Raw genomic sequence first — 22,664 nt, 5'->3', positions numbered from 1 at the left:
GCGGCGTCGTCACATGTGCCGCGCACGAAGTGTCGCGCCGCGCACGTGATTGCCGGACGAAACAGTGCGCGGCGTGCGGAAACCTGCGCTGCGATGCCCGGCAGCGGTGAGCGGTGCGGGGCGAAGTACGGTGGCGGTCGGCATTACTGAACGGAGCATTGGTGTTATGAAGCTTGCTGTTATCGCTGGTGATGGGATCGGGCCCGAGGTCATCGCCGAGGCGCTCAAGGTGCTCGACGTGGTGCAGCCGGGGGTCGAGAAGACCGAATACGACCTTGGCGCGCGGCGCTACCACGCGACCGGCGAGATCCTGCCGGATTCGGTACTGCCCGAGCTGAAGCAGCACGATGCGATCCTGCTCGGCGCGATCGGCGATCCGTCGGTGCCCAGCGGTGTGCTCGAGCGTGGACTGCTGCTGCGCACCCGGTTCGCGCTCGATCATCATGTGAACCTGCGTCCGTCGAAGCTGTACCCGGGTGTGACCAGTCCGCTCGCGGGCAATCCGGATATCGACTTCGTGGTCGTGCGCGAGGGCACCGAGGGCCCCTACACCGGCACCGGCGGCGCGATCCGGGTGGAGACGCCGCACGAGGTGGCCACCGAGGTGAGCACCAACACCCGCTTCGGCATCGAGCGGGTCGTGCGCTACGCCTTCGCCAAGGCGCAGGCCCGGCGCAAGCACCTCACCCTGGTGCACAAGAACAATGTGCTGACCTTCGCCGGTTCGCTGTGGCAGCGCACGGTGAATGAGGTCGCGGCGGAGTTCCCCGAGGTGCAGACCGCCTACCAGCACATCGACGCCGCCACCATCCATATGGTGAACGATCCGGGCCGCTACGATGTGATCGTCACCGACAACCTCTTCGGCGACATCATCACCGACCTCGCGGCCGCGGTCAGCGGTGGTATCGGCCTGGCGGCCAGCGGCAATATCGATGCCTCCGGCACCAACCCGAGCATGTTCGAGCCGGTCCACGGCAGCGCCCCCGATATCGCGGGTCAGTCCAAGGCCGATCCGACCGCCGCGATTCTGTCGGTGGCGTTGCTGCTCAACCATCTCGGAAATACCGAAGGCGCCGCCCGCATCGAAGCGGCGGTCGCCAAGGATCTCGCGTCGCGCACCGGTGGGGCTTCGACCGTCGAGATCGGAGATCGGATCGCCGCGGCGGTCTGACGTGTTCTGTCTGAGGCCCGCGCTCGAGCGAGTTTCGAGTGCGGGCCTTTCCGCTCCGCAGGAACACGAGGGAATCCAATGACCGAGCGTCGGGGACCGTTTACCGATGTCGATCTGCGCCGTTTGCCGAACGGCGGTAAGGGTTTCGAGCTCGAGGACGGATGGTTGATCGAGATCGTGGGCGGTGCGCGTCACGATTTCGTGGTGCAGCGGGTCGGGCGGCTCATCGATGTCGCGGCCGGTGGGGCCGCGGTGCATGTATTTATCGGCGGTGGTTGGGAAGTCAACACGCCCAGCGGCATTCGCAAGCCCGATATCGTGGTGATCCCGAGAGATGTGGCACGGGCTGCGATTATCGCCGAAACGCCCAGACTGGTTGCCGGTGCGGAGGTGCTGCTCGCCGTGGAGGTCGTCACGCCGGGCGACGGCAGCGAACGCACCGATCGGGTCGGGAAGGTTCGCGAGTACGCGGCCATCGACATTCCGCAGTACTGGATAGTCGAACATCATCCGGAGGTCCGGATCCACCGAATGCTGCTCGCGGACGGTGCCTTTAGCGCCCATCCAGTGGTGCCGGCAGGAACCGTATTCACCGCGTCGATCCGCGCCGAGCCACCGTTCCGGGTGAGTTTCGATCCAGCTGTTTTGATCGAGATCTGAACTATTCGCGCTCGGTCAGTGCGGCGCCGATCCGCGCGGCAATGCATCGAATCGACTCATGGATGACACCCGCGATAGCATCGTGGACCCGCGCCGTAGGCTCGGCGATCGGCCCGATGGCCGCCAACATCGCAGCGGGCGACCGCTGGACTGCTGTTCGACGACCGTGGCTGCCGCACTGACGGATTCGGTGACGACTGGTCCGAGCTTGCGAGGTCGGCCAATTGTTCCGCGGTGGGCCCTGCATGTGCGGTCATGATGGCGGCCCGATTGCGTCGTCGGGGTTGGCCGGCCGACGCACATCCATCGCGCTCGCACCGGCGAACCGGAACGGGCGCGAATTCCTAAGGGGCCGTTAATCGGATCGGCGGTGAACAGGGACCAGTGGAACCGCCGCCATTGCCAACACGGCGGCCAGCAGGTAGGCGGCAGGGAATCCGCTTGCGGTGATCAGCGCGCCGAAAACCGGTGGTATAGCGGCCATTGCGAGGTTCTGGCCGGTGTTCTGGATACCCAGTCCGCGTCCACTCCAGAACGGTCCGGCGATCTCGGCGACCGCCGTGAAAGCCAAACCGTTATCGGAGACCGTGATGATCGACGCGGCGATCAGCAACGGAATCGCGGCCGACCATGTATGCGTCCACGCGGCCAAAGCCAAGGCGCCCATGGAGATTACGGCGGCGATGGCGACGGTGCGCAGCGGCCCCAGTCGGCTGCCGACGCGGTCGGACCAGGCGCCGGCGCCGATTCGTCCTAGGGCGCCGAGGAATTGGGTTCCGGTCACCAGAGCACCCGCTACGGGCAGCGACCAGCCAACGTCATTGTGCAACCACAATAATGCGAAAGTCCATACGGTCCCTTGGGGAATGCACAGCAGTACCGACACCGCATGGATGCGCCACAGGGTGGAATCGCCGCGATACGGGTTGACCCGATCCGCTGCGCGGCCCGCGGGCCGTGGCGGATCGACGATCCCGATCAGGCAGCCGAGCGCGGCGACCCCCGCCATCACCGCGGGCACCAGAATGGCCGCCGAGACACCGTGCGCGGCCGCAACGGCCGGAATGCTGAGCGCGCCGATACCGACGCCGATCGGCTGTGCGGTCTGTCGAATTCCCATTGCCAGTCCGCGTCGCTGCGGCGGGAACCATCCGACGATCACCCGGCCGCTGGCGCCATTCGTACTCGCCGCGCCGACGCCGCCAAGGAACAGCAATGCGCCGAGCAGCACGTAATCGGAGACGGTAGCCGCCGCGACGCCGGCACCGAACATCAGCAGCGGTCCGCTGACCAGCACCTTGTGCTCGCCGATCCGGTCCACGACATATCCCCAGGCGATCAGCGTGCACACCAACCCGACGGTCGGCATGGCCACGAGCAGGCCCGCGGTAGCCAGCGGCATGCCGTCGGCGGTCAGCGCGGGCAGTAGAAATGGCACGCCGTGGATGAAGACGGCACTGGAGGCCTGCGCGAACACGCCGAGACCGAGCATGGACCACCGTCGGATGTCGCGCATCTGCGTCACCGTCGTAGCCATCGGCCTCACCTCGAAATCTCAATATATGGGAATGAGTTCTCATTGTGTGAACATCGAGACTTACCGTACACCCGGTGAGCAACTGGATTCCGCTGTGGTTCTGTCGAACTGCTCACATCGCGGGCCGCCGAACCCGCCACCCCGTACGGTTCCGGACCGCTCGGTCGGGCGCGTTCGAGCAGGTCGAGGGCGGTCGATAGACTGCGGTGCATGCGTCTAGGTCGAATCGCCAGTCCCGATGGAGTCGCTTTCGTCAGCATCGAAGGGGAGGGGAGCCAGAGCGTCGCCAAGGAGATCGCGGAACATCCGTTCGGTACTCCGACATTCACCGGGCGGAGTTGGCCGCTGGCCGACGTGCGCCTGCTCGCGCCGATTCTGGCCAGCAAGGTGGTCTGCATCGGTAAGAACTACGCCGCGCACGCGGCCGAAATGGGTGGGGTCGCACCGGCGGATCCGGTGATCTTCATGAAGCCGAGCACCTCGATCATCGGCCCGAATGCGTCGATCGTATTGCCGCCCAGCTCATCCCAGGTGGACTACGAGGGCGAGCTGGCAATCGTCATCGGCCGTCCGTGCAAGGATGTGCCCGCCGCCCGCGCGCTCGATGTGGTGCTCGGCTACACCGTCGCCAACGATGTGACCGCGCGCGATCAGCAGAAGCACGACAGTCAGTGGACCCGGGGCAAGGGCTACGACACCTTCTGCCCGCTCGGCCCGTGGATCGAAACCTCGCTCGACCCTTCGGATCTGGAGATCGTCACCGAAGTCGACGGCGAGGTCCGCCAGCGCAGCCGCACTTCGCTTCTGCTGCATGATATTCCGAAGTTCATCGAGTGGGTGACCACGGTGATGACACTGCTGCCCGGCGATGTGCTGCTCACCGGCACCCCGGAGGGCGTCGGCCCACTGCAGGCCGGACAGAACGTCTCCGTCACCGTCGAGGGCATCGGAACCCTCACCAATCCTGTTGCCGCCAAGCGCTAGTCGAAAGAGAGCCATGACTGAAGTACGGGTCCGCTTCTGCCCGTCACCGACCGGAACGCCGCATGTCGGCCTGGTCCGGACGGCGCTGTTCAATTGGGCGTACGCCCGCCACACCGGCGGCAAGTTCGTCTTTCGCATCGAAGATACCGATGCCGCACGCGATTCCGAAGAATCCTACGGTGCGATCCTGGACGCGCTGCGCTGGCTCGGCCTCACCTGGGACGAGGGGCCGGAGGTCGGCGGGCCCTATGCCCCCTATCGGCAATCGCAGCGACGCGAGCTGCATATGGAGGTCGTGCGGAATTTGCTGGCCGCCGGTGAAGCCTACGAATCCTTTTCGACGGCCGAGGAAGTCGAAGAGCGCCATCGCGCCGCGGGCCGGGATCCGAAACTCGGCTACGACAACTATGACCGCGATCTCACCCCCGGGGAGATCGCGGCCCATCGTGCCGCCGGACGCCCGGCGGTAATCCGACTCCGAATGCCCGATGAAGACATCACCTGGCACGATCTCGTGCGCGGCGAAACCACCTTCAAAGCGGGTACCGTGCCCGATTTCGCACTCACTCGCGGTAATGGCGATCCGCTCTATACGCTGGTTAACCCGGTCGACGACGCATTGATGAAGATCACCCATGTGTTGCGCGGTGAGGACATTCTCTCGTCCACTCCCCGTCAAATCGCGCTCTATGCGGCTATGCGCCGGATCGGCGTCGCCGAGTTCACTCCCGAGTTCGGTCATCTGCCGTTCGTGATGGGGCAGGGCAACAAGAAGTTGTCCAAGCGCGATCCGGAGTCGAATCTGTTCGTCCATCGGGATAGGGGATTCATCCCGGAGGGTTTGCTGAATTACCTGGCGCTACTCGGCTGGGGCATCGCGGATGATCGCGATGTTTTCTCGCTGGCAGAGATGGTGGCAGCCTTCGATATCTCGAAGGTGAATTCGAATCCGGCCCGTTTCGATCAGAAGAAGGCCGACGCACTCAACGCCGAACACATCCGATTGCTGGAGCCGGGTGATTTCACGCACCGCTTGCGGGAGTTCCTCACCGAACACGGCCACATCGGCGCCGACATCGACGACAAGTTGTTCGCCGCGGCCGCCGAACTGGTGCAGACCCGGATCGTGGTGTTGTCCGACGCATGGGATCTGCTGCGTTTCTTGTTGGCGCCCGCGGAACAGTTCGCGATTGATCCTGCGGCGGGGTCGAAGAATCTCGGTTCCGAAGCGACGCCGGTATTGGATGCCGCCATTGCCGCGCTCGAGCCGCTGCCGGCCTGGACCACCCCCGCTATCGAGGATGCGCTCAAAACGGCGCTCATCGATGATCTGGGGCTCAAACCGCGCAAGGCGTTCGCACCAGTGCGAGTGGCAGTGACGGGTTCGCATATCAGCCCGCCGCTGTACGAATCGCTGGAGCTGCTCGGCCGCGAGACGAGCCTGGCTCGACTGCGCTCGGCGCGGGACTGGACGGCACCGGCCTGAAAATCTGTCTCTGACCAAAAAACAGGGCGTTGAACAGGCGATTTGTAGTAAACCGTATGCGGTTTGGTACTCTACTTCTCGGCTCGGAACAGGGCCTCGGGTCAGCCGGACACGAGGTCGAACGTCCTGGTCATTGGGGTATGGTGTAATTGGCAACACAGCTGATTCTGGTTCAGCCATTCTAGGTTCGAGTCCTGGTACCCCAGCGGAAATGTTGTTCTCCTCTCGGCGCGCGACCGAAAGTTGTTCAGCATCCGGCGATTTGGTCGCCGAGCTCCGGTCGGCTAAGCTAACCGAGCTTCCACTGATCGAAAGATCAACCGGAAAGATCACCCACTGAAATGTGGGAGATCCAGTCCTGGCCCCGTCGTCTAGCGGCCTAGGACGCCGCCCTCTCAAGGCGGTAGCGCGGGTTCGAATCCCGTCGGGGCTACGCAGAATGGGAGGCCCATGCTCATGGAGAGCATGGGCCTTTTTCTGCTTCGCATTGTCTTGTGGGGGTGAAACCCCCACACCCCCACCCGGAGGGCTTTGCCCCCGGACCCCCGAGTTCGGCCGGAGGCTTCGCCCCGGAACAGCAGGTCATGGGTGTCATTTGGGTGGGTGGGGGTCTGTTTCCTCGCTGCTGCTGGGGGCGTTTGTCGCGGTGGTGGGGAGTGGGATCATCAGGTTGTTGTGAGTGGGAGCCGATGTCCCTAGCCAGAGGGCTGCGCTCCTAGGGCACTTACTCGGGACGGTGGTGCGCCCGGGATAACGTCAGCTCAGGGTGCCGTTATCCGGGAGGCGGTTGGTTGCCGCTTGGGGCTTGCGCCTCCTGGACGGCTGGCTCGGGATGGCGCTGCTTGGTCGGGGCTGGGCCGGCATTGTGCCGTTGAGCAGGTGACCCGAGTTCCTTGTGATCCGCCGGAGTTGGGGTCTCGACAGGGCCGCGATACACAAGAGGCCCTCCAGCGGTCCGCTGGAGGGCCTCTTGCGTATCGGTTGGGCTTCCTATCCGCTCTTGCGGCGGAATTCCCGCTTATGGCTCGCGTTGCCTTGGGCGGAGGTGGCCTTGGAGCGGCCGTCGAGGTGGTCGTTCGACTTGGCGTGGTGCTGGTTTTTGCGCTCCAGGGCTTCCTTGAACTTGCGTTTTACCTCTTCGGTGCTTGGTGCCGCCTTGCCGTTGGAACTTTCTGCTTCCGCCATGTCTGCTCCTCGTCGTCGCGGCTGGGTGGCGCGCGCCACGGGGCGTCGCCGCGCTGCCGATTCGGGTCGAACAGGGTTGACGCTACTGTGCCGCACCCGGCGTGTCAGGCGGATTTTGTCCGCGTGGCGCGATCAGTCGAGGGGTTGGGCGGTGGTGCCGCCTACCGGGAGTTGGGGGAGGCCGAGTTTGCGGTGGTCCCAGCTGCGCAGGCGATCTGGGATAACGCGGACCGCTATGCGCTTGTTGAGCATCTGCTCGACGAGCGGGCGGACCTCTTCGCTGTAGGGGCCGGTGTAGCGCTCCCAAACGCTCACGCCGACGGCGAAGAGCTTGTCCGCATCATCGATGATCTCGGCGTGGCCTTCGATCGAGACGCCGCGCAGCTGGTCGTAGGTCTGGCCCGCCTCGACCATGCAGGTTACGCGGGGGTCGCGGCGTAGGTTCACCGCTTTTTGCGATTTGGCTTTGGTCTCGAACCAGATCTCGCCGTCGATCAGGGCGTACCACATCGCGGTCAGATGCGGTGCACCGTTCGGGCCGATGGTGGCCAGCGTCGCGATGCGGCTGCGCTCCAGGAATTCGGAAATCTCGGCGTCGGACATGACGATCTGTGCCCGTTGGTTTACTCCCATGCGCACCAACTTTAGAGGGCCGAAACTAGAACGCGTTACAGTCGCTTGTGAAGTGCGTCAGCGGCGGCGACCAGGTCGGCCGCCCAGCGCGCGCCCGGCCTGCGGCCCATGCGATCGATCGGTCCGGATACCGAGACGGCCGCGATGACGTGGCCCGCAGCGTCGCGCACTGGTGCGGAGACGCTGGCCACACCGCTGGCCCGCTCGGCGGCGCTCTGGGCCCAGCCGCGCTTGCGGACCTCGGCCAGTGCCCGCTCGCCGAATACCGCGTCGGCCAGGATGATGCGCTGCAGTTCCGGATCTGCCCAGGCGACCAGCACCTTGGCCGCCGAACCCGCGGTGAGCGGCAGTCGCGCCCCGATCGGCACGGTGTCGCGCAGGCCGACTGGCGGTTCGAGGGCCGCGATGCAGACCCGCGCATTGCCGTCCCGGCAGTAGATCTGAACGCTCTCGCCGGTGATCTCGCGCAGGCGGGGGAGAATGGCCGTAGCCGCCTCGTGCAGTGGATCGGTGGCCCCGGCAGCGAGTTCGGCCAGGGCGGGTCCGGGCCGCCACAGGCCGTTGTTGTCGCGGGACAGCAGCCGGTGCACCTCGAGCCCGACGGCTAGGCGATGGGCGGTGGCCCGGGGCAGGCCGGTGCGGGTGCACAGTTCGTTGAGACCGCATGGGTGCTCGGCGACGGCATATAACACTGACACCGCTTTATCGAGGACGCCGATACCGCTATGCTGTCTCATAGAACGATATTAGCGTCTCGGATACTGAGAAAGCCATTTTAGTGGACTGCTCGCTCCGGACGCGTCGGAAACAGTCGAAAACTTGTGCAGCCGTGAGCGCGTCTCAGCCCGGATCGCGTACCCCCGGTTGCTCGTCGGAAAGGTGATCGAGAATGGCCGAGCGTCGCACACTGGCCGAGAAGGTGTGGGAGCAGCATGTCGTCGCCCGCGGACAGGGCGAGGGCGCCTCGCGGGAGCCCGATCTGATCTACATCGATCTGCACCTCGTACACGAGGTGACCAGCCCGCAGGCCTTCGACGGACTTCGCGCCGCGGGGCGTCCGGTGCGCCGTCCCGATCTCACCATCGCGACCGAGGACCACAACGTCCCGACGATCGATATCGATAAGCCGATCGCGGACCCTATTTCGCGCACCCAGGTCGAGACGCTGCGCCGCAATTGCGCGGAATTCGGTGTGCGACTGCACCCGATGGGGGATCTGGATCAGGGCATCGTGCACGTCGTCGGGCCGCAATTGGGTTTGACCCAGCCCGGAATGACGGTGGTGTGCGGCGATAGCCACACCTCCACGCACGGCGCGTTCGGCGCGCTGGCCATGGGCATCGGTACCAGCGAGGTCGAGCACGTCCTTGCCACGCAGACACTCTCGCTGCGCCCGTTCAAGACCATGGCGATCACCGTGGACGGCCAATTGCCGCCCGGTGTGACGAGCAAGGACCTGATTCTGGCGGTCATCGCCCAGATCGGTACCGGCGGTGGTCAGGGCTATGTGCTCGAGTATCGCGGCGAGGCCATTCGCGCCATGTCCATGGAGGCGCGAATGACGATCTGCAACATGTCGATCGAGGCGGGCGCGCGGGCCGGCATGATCGCTGCTGACGAAACCACCTACGAATTCCTCAAAGGCCGCCCGCACGCGCCGCAGGGAGCCGACTGGGATGCCGCAGTGGCCGCCTGGGATGCGCTCGCGACCGATGAGGGGGCGGTTTTCGACGCTGAGGTGCACATCGACGCCGCCTCGCTGACCCCGTTCGTAACCTGGGGTACCAACCCGGGGCAGGGTGCGCCACTGGGTGCGCAGGTACCCGATCCCGCGCAGATTACCGACGAGACGGCGCGCGAGTCCGCGGAGAAAGCGTTGCGATACATGGATTTGGAGCCGGGTACTCCGCTTCGTGATGTATCGGTCGACGCCGTATTCGTCGGTTCGTGCACCAACGGACGCATCGAGGATTTGCGTGCGGTCGCCGGGATTTTGAAGGGACGCCGCGTCGCCGACGGGGTGCGAATGTTGGTTGTACCGGGATCTATGCGGGTGCGCGCTCAGGCGGAAAAAGAAGGATTGGGCGAGATTTTCACCGCGGCGGGCGCCGAATGGCGTCAGGCGGGCTGCTCGATGTGCTTGGGAATGAATCCCGATCAGCTCGCGCCGGGTCAGCGTTGTGCTTCGACTTCGAACCGTAACTTCGAGGGTCGGCAGGGCAAAGGTGGCCGTACACACCTGGTTTCCCCGCTCGTAGCGGCCGCTACGGCAGTCCGCGGCACCCTGTCCTCGCCTACGGATCTGGACTGATCGGCGCGCGGACGCCGTTGTGTCCGCGCCGATTCGTTCTGCTGGCGGCCAGCGACTGCTTGCAGGTCACTCGAAACAGCGCCGCTAGTGACTGCTTGCAAGTCACTCGAAACAGCCAGCCCAAATCGTCTAATGACCCAGGAGAATCAGCAAATGGAAGCCTTCACTGTGCACAAGGGGATCGGAGTGCCGCTGCGCCGATCCAATGTCGACACCGATCAGATCATTCCGGCCGTGTACCTGAAGCGGGTGACGCGAACGGGATTCGAGGACGGACTGTTCGCAGCATGGCGATCGGATCCGGACTTCATTCTGAACACCGAACCGTATAACCGTGGCAGTGTGCTGGTGGCCGGCCCGGACTTCGGTACCGGATCCTCCCGCGAGCACGCTGTATGGGCGCTGTCGGACTACGGCTTTCGAGTCGTCATCTCCGCGCGCTTCGCTGACATCTTCCGCGGCAATGCGGGTAAGGGTGGACTGTTGGCCGCGCAGATGTCACAGAACGATGTCGAAATGCTCTGGAAGTTGCTCGAGGAACAGCCCGGTCTCGAATTGGTAGTAGACCTCGAGGCGCGCACGGTGACGGCCGGAACCGTCGTGTTGCCGTTCGATATTGATGACTACACGCGGTGGCGTCTGCTCGAAGGATTGGACGACATCGGGCTGACACTACGGCGTAGTGACGTCATCGGCGAGTTCGAAAAGGCAAGGCCAAGTTGGAAACCCACAACCCTTCCGGCGCATATTTCGCAGGTGTAATCGCCCGGTAGCGATAGCTGAGTTAGCCTTGGGGTGGTAGCTGGACGTGTGCTAAACCACATGAATTTTGGCGTGGCACATAGACTCTTGCTCAAAGTGGGTTTACCGTGGTACCTAGTCGGTCCGACGACGGGCCATTAGTCTGCGGAGGATTCAATGAACAAGGCGGAACTGATCGACGTTCTGACCGAAAAGTTGGGTACGGACAGGCGCACGGCCACCGCGGCAGTCGAGCACGTGGTCGACACCATCGTGCGCGCGGTGCACAAGGGTCAGAGCGTCACAATCACCGGATTCGGTGTGTTCGAACAGCGTAAGCGTGCGGCTCGCGTCGCGCGGAACCCGCGTACCGGTGAAACCGTGAAGGTGAAGCCCACTTCGGTGCCAGCGTTCCGTCCGGGCGCGCAGTTCAAAGCCGTAATTGCGGGTAAGCAGAAGCTGACCGCGAGCGGCCCTGCGGTAAAGCGCGGCGCGAATGCACCGGTGGCAGCCAAGAAGGCGGCCGCAAAGAAGACGGCGGCGAAGAAGGCCGCCGCCAAGAAGACGACCGCCACCAAGGCGCCCGCGAAGAAGACGGCGGCCAAGAAGGCCCCGGCAAAGACGACGGCGCGCAAGGCAACTGCCACCAAGACTGCCGCGAAGAAGGCACCCGCCAAGAAGACCGTCGCCAAGAAGGCGACAGCGGCCAAGAAGTCGACTACGGCGGCCAAGAAGACCACCACCACCGCCGCCAAGAAGACGGTCGCGAAGAAGGCACCCGCGAAGAAGTCTGCGGCCAAGAAGGCTCCGGCTCGCCGCGCGCGCTGACGCTGACGCTGAAGGTGCAGTGCCGCCGAGTGATTCGGCTCCGCTAGGCGGAATCACCGGCATAACCGACTCGAAACGGCCCCGAGGTTCGCCCCGGGGCCGTTTCGGCTGTCCACGTCTGGATTTGGTCCGCAGAAGCGACCGTATGACGGTTGTGGTCCCTGCGGGCGTCAGGACTTGACGATGGCGTCCGAGAGTGACCGGTCGAGGTGGTCGGCGGCGACCAGTCGACCCGAGCCGAACGACAGCACCCACACACTGCCCTTGCGGTTGCGCGCGGACGGCAGCGTGATGCCATCCCGATCGGCCCACCAGCGCAGCAGATCGGGAATCACCTTGCCCTGACTGCACAGAACGCGCACCGCACGATCGGACACAAGAGCAACGGCGCGCTGTCGAGCCTTGTCCGGCGCTGCGGCATAAGCGGTTTCGGAAAAATCCGGTTCGATGTTGATGAGTGCGCCGAGTTTCTCGGCCAGCGGTTGCACCGTCTGGACGCAGCGCTCCGGATCGGCCGAATAGATCTCAGATGCACCGAATGCCAGTAGATTCGGGACCAACGCGTCGGCTTGGGCCCGACCGGCCCGCTCCAGCGGGCGCTGCTCGTCCGGACCGTCGAATCGGTCCCTGCTGCCCGCTTTGGCATGCCGCACTACAAGCAGCGTGCTGGTGGCGGCGGGCAGGCGGGTGAAGGCGCGCATCACCTGTCGGTCCATCGGATACGACAATTGGTCCATCACCCGGTCCAAGGTGTGCCAGGACAGCACATCGACCTCGGAATTGGCACTGAATTCACCGCCGCAAACCTCGGCGGCCCAATAGTCGACCCGCTTGAGTTTCCGATGCCCCGGAATCGGATAGGTGACGTGCCCGAGGTAGCGACCGAGCCGGCAGTCGAGGCCGGTTTCCTCACGGACCTCACGCACAGCGGCGAGCACCGGCGTCTCGCCCGGATCGAGTTTGCCTTTCGGCAGCGACCAATCCTGGTACTTGGGACGGTGCACCACGGCGATCTCGATGCCACCGGAGTCAGTGGCCGCTCTGCGCCACAGCACCGCACCCGCGGCGTGAATGTTGGCTGTTACCCGGGGATCCCAGAACGGTCCCCCGTCCATTTCGTATCCCGTCATACTCACTGCTGATCCGGTCTCCGCACTCGCATCATGAATTGCTGGTGGTCTCGCACCTCGACGCCGTCGCGTTCGGCGCCGTCGGGCGAGGCATGCCAGCTGCCGTCGGCTTGGAGTACCCAGCAGCGGGTCGTCGGATACAGCGCCGAGTCGAATACCGAGCCCAACTGCTCGCACAGCTTCGGATCCTTCACCTGCGCCATGACTTCCACGCGCCGGTCCAGATTCCGGTGCATCATGTCGGCGCTGCCGATCCAGTATTGGTCTTGGGCCTGGAAGTGCATGATCCGCGAATGTTCCAGGAAGCGTCCGAGAATCGAGCGCACCTCGATGTTCTCGCTCATTCCCTCGACACCGGGTCGCAGACCGCAGATGCCGCGCACCACGATCTGCACCGGTACACCGGCCTGAGAAGCTCGGTAGAGCGCGTCGATGACTTGCTCGTCGACAATTGCATTGGCCTTCATCCGGATTCGGGCCGGGATGCCCTGCTGCGCCAGCTCGATCTCGCGCTGGATCCGTTCGATGATTCCGGCGCGCACACCCTGCGGTGCGACAAGCAGGTTGCGGTAGTTGGCCTTTCGCGAGTAACCGGTCAGCGAATTGAACAGATCGGTCAGGTCGGCACCGATTTCGGGTGCGGCGGTGAGTAACCCGACGTCCTCGTAGAGACGCGCGGTCTTCGGGTTGTAGTTGCCGGTGCCGATGTGGCAGTAGCGGCGGATGGTCGAACCCTCGCGGCGCACCACCAAGCAGGTCTTGCAGTGCGTCTTGAGTCCGATGAGGCCGTAGACCACATGCACGCCCGCCTGCTCCAGCGCGCGGGCCCATTTGATATTGGCCTGTTCGTCGAAGCGGGCCTTGATCTCGACCAGCGCGACGACCTGTTTACCGGCCTCGGCCGCGTCGATGAGCGCGTTCACAATCGGGGAGTCACCGGAAGTGCGGTACAGGGTCTGCTTGATCGCCAGCACCTGCGGGTCGGCGGCGGCCTGTTCGATGAAGCGCTGCACGCTGGTGGAAAAGGAGTCGTAGGGGTGGTGCACCAGCACATCGCCCTCGCGCAGTGCCTGGAAGACATTGCGCGGTGTTTCGCGCTCGCCGAACGCGGGCGGCGTCGCGGGCACATACGGTGCGTCCTTGAGATTGGGCCGGTCCACGCCGCACACCTGCCACAGGCAGGACAGGTCGAGCAGCCCGGGCACCTGGATCACATCGCCGGGATCGACCTCGAGCTCGCGCAACAGCAGATCGAGCATGTGCTCGGTCATATCGTCGGAGACCTCTAGTCGAACCGGCGAACCGAAGCGTCGACGGGCGAGTTCGCGCTCGAGCGCCTGCAGCAGATCCTCGTCGCGATCCTCGTCGACCTCGAAATCGGCATTGCGGGTGATTCGGAACGAGTGGTGTTCGACCACCTTCATACCCGGGAACAGCAGATCGAGGTGCGCGGCAATCAGTTCTTCCATCGGCAGGAAGGCCGCGACCGGGGAGCCGGAGTCGGTGCGCCGCACCCGAATGAAGCGGTCGACGTTGTCGGGCACCTTGACGCGGGCGAAATGCTCGCCGCCGGTGGAGGCATCCTTCACCGTCACCGCGAGGTTGAGACTCAGGCCGCTGATGTAGGGGAACGGGTGCGCCGGATCCACCGCGAGCGGGGTGAGTACCGGAAAGACCTGATCCTGAAAGTAGGCCGAGAGGCGTTGGCGCTCATCGTCATCCAGATCGGACCAGACGATGACCGCGATGCCCTCCGCGGTCAGCGCGGGCAGTACCGAGTCGAGGAAGACGCGAGCATGCCGGTCGGCGATCTCCTGGGCGCGCGCCGTGATCAGCTCCAATTGTTCGGTGGGCGAGCGGCCGTCGGCCGAACGCACCGAAAGCCCGGTCTCCGCACGGCGTTTGAGGCCGGCGACGCGGACCATATAGAACTCGTCCAGATTGGAGGCGAAGATCGCCAGGAACTTCGCGCGCTCCAACAATGGCAGCGACGCGTCCTCGGCAAGCGCGAGCACTCGGGTGTTGAAGTCGAGCCAACTGAGTTCGCGGTTCAGGTAGCGATCACGTGGCAACCGTTGCGCGCCGGCATCCTCGGCCGGCGGTGTCGCGGCGGGCAGTGCGGCCGGCAGCACTTGTTGTTTGACGGTTTCGATATCGCTCATGCCCGCGCCTCGCTGGCACGCGGCACCGACATGCGCGACGCACGCTGGTTCCGGAATCGCTTGCTTCGCTCACTCACGACAACGATCATCCCCTACGAAGCGGGCCATGTGCAGCCCGACAGCATCTTTGCCGTGCGTATCACCCCGGATGTGGCGACCGGCTAGCACACCCGGCGTACCCGCTCGTGAATGCGAATCGGCCAACCGATGTCGTGCAGGACAGCACTTGTCGAATCGCCCGCGCCGAGTTCGACGGCACGGTCCAGATCGTCGGCGGTATCGACGTCGAGCCGCAATCCGGGCCAGTCACCGGGAAGGTCGACCGCGCCCGCGGCGATATGCCGACGCGCCGAGTCGGGACCGAAACGCGGATCCAGCGGGGCGACGGTATCGCGGAGCAAAAGCGCGGCCGTGCCGCTGCCCGTGTGGTCGACAACGACCGACCGGACGCCCACCGGCGCGGCGGTGAGCATGGCCGAGAGTTCGTCGGGGCGCAACGCGGGCAGATCCGCTTGCAGGGCCAGCAGTTCGATCGGACCGTGCCGGTGCCGCAATGCGGTGGCAGCGTCGGTGAGTGCGGTATTCAGGCCGTCTGGATCTGTCGCATCGATCACCTCGCGGCGAGGTTCGGGATGGACCACCGCGCCGAGCGTGCGCGCCAGCTCGGTGACGACCGGATCCGGGGTCACCACGGTGACCGACGCGATCCGCGGAACCGCGACGGCGGCGGCGACGGTGTCGGCGAGCATCGCGAGCACCAACCGGGCCCGATTTTCCGGGCGCAGCCGATCGGCCAGGCGGCTCTTGGCCTTATCGAGGCTCTTCACCGCGATCACGGCGTGCAACGCATGCATGGTGTTGATCCTTCCATGAGTGGTTCCGTGGCATATTGGGCAGATGACGAGGGCGGCAGTGCTGGGCGCGGGATCATGGGGGACGGCGTTCGCGAAGGTGTTGGCGGACGCGGGAACCGACGTCACGATCTGGGCCAGGCGGCCCGAGGTGGCCAAGGCCCTGGCCACCGAACATCGCAATCCGTTCTATCTGCCCGATGTGCAACTACCCAGCGTGGCGGCTACTCACGATCACGCCGAGGCGCTCGACGGCGCCGATATCGTCGTGCTCGCGGTCCCGTCCCAATCCCTGCGCGCGAACCTCGAAACGTGGCGGGACTCGATCGGACCGGATGCCGCGCTGCTGAGCCTGGCCAAGGGCATCGAGACCGGAACGCTGCTGCGGATGAGCCAGGTCATCGGTGCGGTCACCGGTGCCGATGAGAGCCGCATCGCGGTGCTGTCCGGCCCGAATCTGGCCAAGGAGATCGCGGCCGAGCAACCCGCGGCCACCGTGATCGCGTGCAGTGACGCCGCGCGGGCGGTCGCGCTGCAGCAGGCCTGCGCCAACGGCTACTTCCGGCCCTACACCAATACCGATGTGATCGGCTGCGAGATCGGCGGCGCCTGCAAGAACGTTATCGCGCTGGCCTGCGGAATCGCCTCGGGGATGGGGTTGGGCGACAACTCGATTGCCAGCCTGATCACCCGCGGGCTGGCCGAGATCATCCGGCTCGGGGTCGCGCTCGGCGCGGAGCCGGTCACGTTGGCGGGACTGGCCGGGGTCGGCGATCTGGTCGCCACCTGTACTTCGCCGCTGTCGCGCAACCGGTCGTTCGGGCATGTGCTCGGGGCGGGCGGGTCCATGGAGGCGGCTCAGGAGGCCACCCATGGTCAGGTCGCCGAGGGTGTGAAGTCGTGCACATCGGTTCGGGCGCTCGCCGCGGCGCACGATGTCGAGATGCCGCTCACTACGTCGGTGCACCAGGTATGCCATGAGGGCCTTTCGGTGCGCGAGGCGGTCGACAATCTGCTGGGTCGGCGGATCAAACCGGAATAGGGGCGAATGCGGGCGCTAGGTTGGTTCGGCATCCATAACGGGTACGGTTCGGTGCATGACGAACCGGATCAGGGTTGCTGTGGTGTTCGGCGGGCGCAGTAACGAGCACGCCGTCTCGTGTGTGTCGGCCGGCAGCGTGCTGCGCAACCTCGATCCGGAGAAGTACGAGGCAGTGCCCATCGGTATCACCCGCGACGGCGCCTGGGTGCTCGGTGGCTCCGAGATCGCGGTGCTCGGGTTCAAGGACAATGCGCTGCCCGCCGTCGACAGCAGCGGCACGGCGTTGACACTCGCTGCCGATCCGAGCCGGTCCGGCTCGTTGGTCGCGCTCGACGACCCGCGACCGGCGCTCGGGTCGGTGGACGTGGTGTTCCCGATCCTGCACGGTCCGTTCGGTGAGGACGGCACGCTGCAGGGCATGCTCGAATTGGCCGGGGTGCCGTATGTCGGGCCGGGCGTGCTGGCCAGTGCGGCGGGCATGGATAAGGAATTCACCAAGAAGCTGCTAGCCGCGGAGGGGCTGCCGATCGGGCGGCAGGTGGTCTTGCGGCGCGGGACCGACACCATCCACGCGGACGATCGGGCGATGCTGGGCCTGCCGGTGTTCGTCAAACCGGCGCGCGGTGGTTCCTCGATCGGCATCACCAAGGTCACCGACTGGAGCGAGTTGGACGCGGCGATCGCGACGGCGCGCGAACACGATCCGAAGGTGATCGTGGAGGCGGGCATCGTCGGACGCGAAGTCGAATGCGGCGTGCTGGAATTCCCGGACGGACGGGTGGCAGCCAGTGTGGTCGCCGAGATCCGGATGCCCGAGGCCGATGCCGCGGCACCGGAGTTCTACGACTTCGACACCAAATACCTCGACGACGTCTGCGAATTCGATGTTCCGGCGAAGCTGGACGACGAAGTTTCCGACAGCGTCAGGGAACTCGCGGTGCGGGCGTTCAAAGCGCTTGACTGCCAAGGGTTGGCGCGGGTGGACTTCTTCGTCACGCCGGAGGGGCCGGTGATCAATGAGATCAATACGATGCCCGGGTTCACCTCGATTTCCATGTATCCGCGGATGTGGGAGGCGACCGGAATCGACTACCGGGCACTGGTTTCCACGCTGATCGAGACCGCGCTCGCACGGGGTACCGGGTTGCGGTGAGCGACACTCTATCTTTTGGAGCCGGCTCAGGGAATGGGCGCGGTCGCGTGTCCGCTCGCAATCGGCGGATGTGTCCTCGACTCGCACACTCGGTGTCGTAAGTACACACCCCGTATACGGATGTGGAGCGGCCATGCGGGGTGTGCACGTCAGTTCGGCAGCGGCCCGGGATCGATCGGCTGGGCCGATAGTTTGGCGGTGATCGTGTCCGAAACTCCTTGCAGCGGAGTGGGACCGGAGCCGTCGGGGACGGTCAGCGCTATATAGGTTTCGCGGTCGACGGCGAACCAGGTGCTTGCCTTGGCGGCCGCATCGCGGACCTCGAACCACTGGACCCCATTGACGATCTGCAACGGCGATGCGCGGTTGAACTCCAGCGGACGTTCCAGACCGCAGCGCAGCACGATGGGGTCGCCGCCGTCCTTGCGCTGCCAGGCGCGGGTCGCGGGAGGAGCCGGTTCCACCAGCGTGGATTTCGAGTAGTCGCCGAGATCGACGGGCAGTGCGGGCAGCAGGCCGGTGCACGCGGGCCCGTCCGCGGCGGGTGCCGGTACCGGACCGAGGACCAGGGGTTCGCGTTCGGTCGGCGCGCGGTGGGCCAGCACTGCGGCGACCAGAACGGCGACTACCAGCACCACCGGGAGTGCGACTGCGGTCGCGATCAGGGCGGGCGGGTAGCCGCTGGATTCGTCCGCGGATTCGGAGCTCACGGCCTCGGCGTCTTTCGACAGCTCGGCCTTCGACGACTCCGTCTCCGACGAATCTCGGTTCGACGACTCCGCCGCCATGCTCACCGATCCTTCCTGCTCGCGCTGGTGGGGTCCGGTCACCTGCGGGATGGGTGCCGCGCACCGGCCTGGTAGTACTCGATTGCCCTGGAAAGGGTACCCTCGGGGCGATTTCAGCCAGCACGACGCCGGGAAGGGGCCAGGTCATCAGCGACAGCATGCGGCCGAAGACAGTGCGTGAGCTGGGGGAGTTCGCACTGATCGAGCGGATCAACACGGGACGGGTGCAGGCGCCCGGCGTGCTGCTCGGCCCCGGTGACGACGCCGCCGTGGTGGCCGCGCCGGACGGCCGGTTCGTGGTCACCACCGACATGCTGATCCAGGATCGACATTTCCGGCTCGACTGGTCCGATCCGCGCGATATCGGGCGTAAGGCGATCGCGCAGAATGCCGCCGATGTGGTCGCGATGGGAGCTGTCCCGACCGCATTCGTGGTGGCGTTCGGCTGTCCGGCCGATACGCCACTCGAGCTGGTGGACGGACTCACCGACGGAATGTGGGCCGAGGCGCGGCGCGCGGGCGGCTCCATCGCGGGCGGCGATGTGGTGCGCAGCCCTCAGTTGGTCATCTCGGTCACCGCGTTCGGCGATCTGGACGGCCGCGCGCCGATCACCAGAGCCGGTGCGCGCGTGGGGGATACGGTCGCGGTGGTTGGCCGTCTCGGCTGGTCTGCTGCTGGGTTGGCGGTGTTGACCGGCGGATTCGATCCGGCAGACGAACTCTTCGCCGAAGTGCTCGCGGCCCATCGGGCCCCGCGGCCGCCCTATTCGGCGGTGCTGGCCGTGGTCGCCGATTCCGTTGCTGGAGTCGGCAACTCGGGTGCCGCCTTGGCGGATGGACTGCTCGGCTCGGAGCACATCGGGGTGTCGGATCAGTCGAACGCGACGGAGTTCGGATCCGAAGGCATTATCGGATCTCCCACCGAATGGCCGCCGATACCCACCGCGCTCACCGATATCTCGGACGGATTGCTCGCGGATCTGGGGCACATCGCCGAGGCATCCGCTGTCGCCATCGACGTCGACTCGAAATCATTGCGCGATCCCGCTTTGGCGAATATCGCGCGGCGTCTGGATGCCGATGCGACGCAATGGATTCTGACCGGCGGTGAGGATCACGCCTTCGTCGGAACCTGGCCCGCGCACCGGGAGCTACCGCCCGGCTGGTTGCCGATCGGACGGGTGCTGGCAGGTCACGGCGTCACCGTAGACGGGGTGCGGCATCCGGGCAATGGGGGCTGGGAATCGTTCAGCGGGGTGGACTCGGCATCCGAGCCCGAGCCACGATAGGTTGTGCGGTCATGGGCGCGAAACCACTGACGGAAATCATGGATCCGGGCTGGGCGAAGGCTCTCGAACCGGTTGCGGCACAGATCTCGGCGATGGGCGAATTCCTGCGCGCGGAGAATGCGGCGGGCCGCGGTTATCTACCGGCCGGTGACAATGTGCTGCGGGCCTTCCAGCGTCCGTTCGATGCGGTGCGCGTGTTGATCGTCGGCCAGGATCCGTATCCGACGCCGGGACATCCGATGGGCCTGAGTTTCTCTGTCGCCCCGGATGTTTCGCCGGTTCCGCGCAGCCTGGCCAATATCTTCGCCGAATACAGTAAGGACCTCGGCTACCAGACGCCATCCAATGGCGACCTGAGCCCGTGGTCGGATCAGGGCGTGCTGCTGCTGAACCGAGTTCTGACGGTTTCGCCGGGGCAACCCGCCTCACACCGCGGCAAGGGCTGGGAAGCGGTGACCGACCAGGCGATTCGCGCGCTGGTGGCCCGGGACGAGCCGCTGGTCGCGATCCTGTGGGGTCGTGACGCGCAAACACTGAAACCGCAGCTCACCGCGGCCGAGGTGCCCTATATCGAATCCGTGCACCCGTCGCCCCTGTCGGCCTCGCGCGGCTTTTTTGGTTCGCGACCCTTCTCACGAGTGAATGAACTACTCGACGAATTGGGTGCTGAACCTGTTGACTGGCGCCTGCCCTAGATCTCGGGCGTCGAGGTTAAAACACAGTAGAGGAGCATAATTTCATGCAGAACAAGACCGTTCGCGGCGCACTGCGCGGCACCACCGCCACGCTGGCCCTGTGCGCGGCCCTGGCCGGCGGCAGTGCGGCGGCGAATGCGGCCGGGTTGCCGCTCGAGCCCGCCACGGAGACCTCCGCGCCGAATACCGCCGCTCCGGTCGGCGAGGAATTCACCTCCAATGGCTCCTCGACCATCTCGTCCTCGGTGAATGCCAAGGTCGCGTGCCTGCTGCAGAACACCATCAGCGCGCAGGGCAAGTGGGACTGCTGAGGTCCCATTTATCGGGGCTCGCATGAGTCCCCGCGGTAGCTGTGCGATCGTAGGATCGTGAGTAATGCGAACAACCTTCTCGATCCGATCCGGCTGCGACTGCGCGGTTCGGATGGGATCGAGCTGGCCGCCGACCAGTTCGGCCCGGCGGACGGCCCGCTCGTCCTGTTCCTGCACGGTGGTGGTCAGACCAGACACTCGTGGAAGCAGACCGGTGCGAAGCTGGCCGCCGCCGGGATGCGGGTCGTCACGCTGGACGCGCGCGGCCACGGCGACAGCGCTTGGTCGTCGACCGCTGATTACCGGCGTCACACGATGGTCGCGGACCTGGTGGCGGTCCTCGAACAGCTGGCTGCCCCCGCGGTCGTGGTCGGTGCGAGCATGGGCGGGATCACCGGCCTGCTCACCACCGCGGATCCGGGCGGCGCGCCGATCACCGCACTGGTGCTCGTCGACATCGTCACCCGACCCGAACCCGCCGGTGTCGCGCGGGTGATCGACTTCCTCGGCAAACATCGCGACGGCTTCGACAACCTCGAGCAGGCAGCCGACGCGGTCGCGGAATACATGCCGCATCGGCCACGGCCCAAGAACACCGACGGCCTGCTGCGCAATCTGCGCCAGCGCGACGGCCGATGGTACTGGCATTGGGATCCGGATATGCTCGGCGACCGCGTCGAGGATGCGAGCGAAATGGTCCCGCAGCTGGAGGCCGCCGCGCGCGCCCTCACCATTCCGGTGCTGCTGGTACGCGGCATGCAATCCGATGTGGTGACGCCGGAAGGCGCCGCGGAATTCCAGGCATTGGTGCCGCATGCGCAGCTGGTCGAGATCGGCGGCGCGGCGCATACCGCGGCCGGTGACGACAATGATTCGTTCACCGACGCGGTCGCGAAATTCGTGCTCCAGGTGCGCGGTTAGCTACCGGTTCTGGTAGTCGGGCTTGCGCTTCTCGACGAAGGCATCCACACCCTCGCGCCCGGCCGGGCTGTTCGCCGCGGCGCTGATGGCGTCGCGCTCGTAGTCGAGCTGATCGCTCAGCGTCGACGAATTCGACCGTGCCAGTAGCGATTTGATGCTCGCGTAGGCCGATCGCGGTCCGGCGGCGAGGGTTCGGGCCACATTCAGTGCCTCGGCCCGCACCTGCTCGTCAGCGACGAGCCGACTCAGGATGCCGAGGCGCACCGCCGTTTCGGCGTCGAGAATCGCATCGGTGAGCAGGATTTCGCGGGCGCGTCCAGCGCCGACGATCCGCGGCAGCGTCCAGGACATGCCGCCGTCCGGGCTCAACGCAATGCCCGGATACGCCGGGCGCAGCTTGGTGCTCGGACCGCCGATCGCGATATCCGTCGCGCACACCAGGCTCATCCCGGCTCCGGCCGCCCAACCCTGCACCCCGGCGACGACGGGCACTATGGTCTCGTCGAGCGCGCGCACGAAATCGTGCAGATCCGTCGCGAGGCCGTAGATATGACCGGCCCGGTCCTCGGCCGCCGCGAAGCCGCGCACATTGCCACCCGCGGAGAAATTCGGTCCGGCGCCCGTCAACAGCACGGCACCGATCTCGCGGCCCGCGGCCCGCAGTGCCTCGGTGCCCGCGTTGATACCCGCGAAGTCCAGCGAAGTGCCGTTCGCGGCGGTCGAGATGGTGATTTGTAGTACGCCGTCGACAACGGTGACGTACTCGGTGTGCGTGGAAGTCAT

General features: G+C 65.6%; 22 protein-coding genes and 2 tRNA genes. 15 read left to right on the top strand and 9 right to left on the bottom strand.

Annotation, left to right across the window (positions count from 1 at the left end; genetic code table 11):
* Nucleotides 1-166: 166 nt before the first annotated feature.
* On the top strand, nucleotides 167-1,174 hold the full coding sequence (locus AB0J47_RS08215) for a 3-isopropylmalate dehydrogenase (protein WP_364341864.1): 1,008 nt from the start codon (nucleotides 167-169) through the stop codon (nucleotides 1,172-1,174).
* A 78-nt stretch (nucleotides 1,175-1,252) separates the two neighbouring features.
* Nucleotides 1,253-1,834 (top strand): Uma2 family endonuclease, encoded by a 582-nt coding sequence (locus tag AB0J47_RS08210; protein ID WP_364341862.1) that lies wholly within the window; start codon nucleotides 1,253-1,255, stop codon nucleotides 1,832-1,834.
* A 355-nt stretch (nucleotides 1,835-2,189) separates the two neighbouring features.
* On the opposite strand, the gene AB0J47_RS08205 is transcribed toward AB0J47_RS08210, so the two are convergent.
* Nucleotides 2,190-3,371, bottom strand: coding sequence for an MFS transporter (locus tag AB0J47_RS08205; protein WP_364341860.1), 1,182 nt, complete (start codon nucleotides 3,369-3,371; stop codon nucleotides 2,190-2,192).
* A 210-nt stretch (nucleotides 3,372-3,581) separates the two neighbouring features.
* Here AB0J47_RS08205 and AB0J47_RS08200 point away from each other — a divergent pair, with 210 nt between their 5' ends.
* From AB0J47_RS08200 to AB0J47_RS08185, 4 genes are all read left to right on the top strand, one after another.
* Nucleotides 3,582-4,355: a fumarylacetoacetate hydrolase family protein gene (locus AB0J47_RS08200; RefSeq protein WP_364341858.1), complete on the top strand. Its 774-nt coding sequence runs from the start codon at nucleotides 3,582-3,584 to the stop codon at nucleotides 4,353-4,355.
* Between the two features lie 13 nt (nucleotides 4,356-4,368).
* Nucleotides 4,369-5,841, top strand: a complete 1,473-nt coding sequence (gltX, locus tag AB0J47_RS08195; protein ID WP_364341856.1) for a glutamate--tRNA ligase — start codon at nucleotides 4,369-4,371, stop codon at nucleotides 5,839-5,841.
* A gap of 134 nt (nucleotides 5,842-5,975) precedes the next feature.
* Nucleotides 5,976-6,047: transfer RNA gene (locus AB0J47_RS08190), tRNA-Gln, on the top strand.
* Nucleotides 6,048-6,201: 154 nt separating this feature from the next.
* Nucleotides 6,202-6,274, top strand: a tRNA-Glu gene (locus AB0J47_RS08185).
* A gap of 557 nt (nucleotides 6,275-6,831) precedes the next feature.
* Here AB0J47_RS08185 and AB0J47_RS08180 read toward each other — a convergent pair.
* The 3 genes from AB0J47_RS08180 to AB0J47_RS08170 all read right to left on the bottom strand — a co-directional run bounded on the left by AB0J47_RS08180 (nucleotide 6,832) and on the right by AB0J47_RS08170 (nucleotide 8,396).
* On the bottom strand, nucleotides 6,832-7,026 hold the full coding sequence (locus AB0J47_RS08180) for a DUF5302 domain-containing protein (RefSeq protein WP_364341854.1): 195 nt from the start codon (nucleotides 7,024-7,026) through the stop codon (nucleotides 6,832-6,834).
* 132 nt (nucleotides 7,027-7,158) lie between these two features.
* Nucleotides 7,159-7,659, bottom strand: coding sequence for a PPOX class F420-dependent oxidoreductase (locus tag AB0J47_RS08175; protein WP_364341852.1), 501 nt, complete (start codon nucleotides 7,657-7,659; stop codon nucleotides 7,159-7,161).
* A gap of 35 nt (nucleotides 7,660-7,694) precedes the next feature.
* On the bottom strand, nucleotides 7,695-8,396 hold the full coding sequence (locus AB0J47_RS08170; RefSeq protein WP_364341850.1) for an IclR family transcriptional regulator: 702 nt from the start codon (nucleotides 8,394-8,396) through the stop codon (nucleotides 7,695-7,697).
* A 152-nt stretch (nucleotides 8,397-8,548) separates the two neighbouring features.
* Between AB0J47_RS08170 and leuC the strand changes: the two genes are divergently transcribed.
* The 3 genes from leuC (at nucleotide 8,549) to AB0J47_RS08155 (ending at nucleotide 11,539) form a co-directional block, all read left to right on the top strand.
* Nucleotides 8,549-9,970 carry a 3-isopropylmalate dehydratase large subunit gene (leuC, locus tag AB0J47_RS08165; RefSeq protein ID WP_364341848.1) on the top strand — a complete coding sequence of 474 codons (1,422 nt, stop codon included), beginning with the start codon at nucleotides 8,549-8,551 and terminating at the stop codon, nucleotides 9,968-9,970.
* Nucleotides 9,971-10,123: 153 nt separating this feature from the next.
* Nucleotides 10,124-10,732 carry a 3-isopropylmalate dehydratase small subunit gene (gene leuD, locus AB0J47_RS08160; RefSeq protein WP_364341846.1) on the top strand — a complete coding sequence of 203 codons (609 nt, stop codon included), beginning with the start codon at nucleotides 10,124-10,126 and terminating at the stop codon, nucleotides 10,730-10,732.
* A 156-nt stretch (nucleotides 10,733-10,888) separates the two neighbouring features.
* Nucleotides 10,889-11,539, top strand: a complete 651-nt coding sequence (locus AB0J47_RS08155) for an HU family DNA-binding protein (protein WP_364341844.1) — start codon at nucleotides 10,889-10,891, stop codon at nucleotides 11,537-11,539.
* 170 nt (nucleotides 11,540-11,709) lie between these two features.
* On the opposite strand, the gene AB0J47_RS08150 is transcribed toward AB0J47_RS08155, so the two are convergent.
* From AB0J47_RS08150 to cofC, 3 genes are all read right to left on the bottom strand, one after another.
* Nucleotides 11,710-12,669, bottom strand: coding sequence for a bifunctional NUDIX hydrolase/histidine phosphatase family protein (locus AB0J47_RS08150; RefSeq protein WP_364341842.1), 960 nt, complete (start codon nucleotides 12,667-12,669; stop codon nucleotides 11,710-11,712).
* Between the two features lie 2 nt (nucleotides 12,670-12,671).
* Entirely contained in the window at nucleotides 12,672-14,831 is a 2,160-nt protein-coding gene (locus AB0J47_RS08145; RefSeq protein ID WP_364341840.1) for an RNA degradosome polyphosphate kinase, read from the bottom strand.
* 161 nt (nucleotides 14,832-14,992) lie between these two features.
* The gene (gene cofC, locus AB0J47_RS08140; protein WP_364341838.1) at nucleotides 14,993-15,685 is read right to left on the bottom strand and encodes a 2-phospho-L-lactate guanylyltransferase; all 693 of its coding nucleotides are present in this window, start codon (nucleotides 15,683-15,685) and stop codon (nucleotides 14,993-14,995) included.
* Nucleotides 15,686-15,728: 43 nt separating this feature from the next.
* On the opposite strand from cofC, the gene AB0J47_RS08135 reads away from it, so the two are divergent.
* Both AB0J47_RS08135 and AB0J47_RS08130 read left to right on the top strand, forming a co-directional pair.
* Nucleotides 15,729-16,724, top strand: a complete 996-nt coding sequence (locus AB0J47_RS08135) for an NAD(P)H-dependent glycerol-3-phosphate dehydrogenase (protein ID WP_364341836.1) — start codon at nucleotides 15,729-15,731, stop codon at nucleotides 16,722-16,724.
* Nucleotides 16,725-16,779: 55 nt separating this feature from the next.
* A complete protein-coding gene (locus AB0J47_RS08130) occupies nucleotides 16,780-17,877 on the top strand; it encodes a D-alanine--D-alanine ligase family protein (protein WP_364341834.1) in 1,098 nt (365 codons plus the stop codon).
* 149 nt (nucleotides 17,878-18,026) lie between these two features.
* Here the strand turns inward: AB0J47_RS08130 and AB0J47_RS08125 are convergent, their stop codons facing one another.
* Nucleotides 18,027-18,665, bottom strand: coding sequence for a DUF3515 domain-containing protein (locus tag AB0J47_RS08125; RefSeq protein WP_364341832.1), 639 nt, complete (start codon nucleotides 18,663-18,665; stop codon nucleotides 18,027-18,029).
* 158 nt (nucleotides 18,666-18,823) lie between these two features.
* On the opposite strand from AB0J47_RS08125, the gene thiL reads away from it, so the two are divergent.
* From thiL to AB0J47_RS08105, 4 genes are read left to right on the top strand one after another with little or no spacing between them, the layout of a single operon-like run.
* Nucleotides 18,824-19,954, top strand: a complete 1,131-nt coding sequence (thiL, locus tag AB0J47_RS08120) for a thiamine-phosphate kinase (protein WP_364341830.1) — start codon at nucleotides 18,824-18,826, stop codon at nucleotides 19,952-19,954.
* Nucleotides 19,955-19,965: 11 nt separating this feature from the next.
* A complete protein-coding gene (locus AB0J47_RS08115; protein ID WP_364341828.1) occupies nucleotides 19,966-20,649 on the top strand; it encodes a uracil-DNA glycosylase in 684 nt (227 codons plus the stop codon).
* A 44-nt stretch (nucleotides 20,650-20,693) separates the two neighbouring features.
* Entirely contained in the window at nucleotides 20,694-20,960 is a 267-nt protein-coding gene (locus AB0J47_RS08110; protein ID WP_364341827.1) for a hypothetical protein, read from the top strand.
* Nucleotides 20,961-21,017: 57 nt separating this feature from the next.
* Nucleotides 21,018-21,881 (top strand): alpha/beta hydrolase, encoded by an 864-nt coding sequence (locus AB0J47_RS08105; RefSeq protein WP_364341825.1) that lies wholly within the window; start codon nucleotides 21,018-21,020, stop codon nucleotides 21,879-21,881.
* Here the strand turns inward: AB0J47_RS08105 and AB0J47_RS08100 are convergent, their stop codons facing one another.
* Nucleotides 21,882-22,664 carry an enoyl-CoA hydratase-related protein gene (locus tag AB0J47_RS08100; RefSeq protein WP_364341823.1) on the bottom strand — a complete coding sequence of 261 codons (783 nt, stop codon included), beginning with the start codon at nucleotides 22,662-22,664 and terminating at the stop codon, nucleotides 21,882-21,884.

Source organism: Nocardia sp. NPDC049737 (genome assembly GCF_040674755.1).
In the GTDB taxonomy this organism is placed as follows: Bacteria; Actinomycetota; Actinomycetes; order Mycobacteriales; family Mycobacteriaceae; genus Nocardia.
The sequence above is the reverse complement of the archived record's forward strand: the minus strand, read 5'-3'. Positions and strand labels throughout refer to the sequence as shown.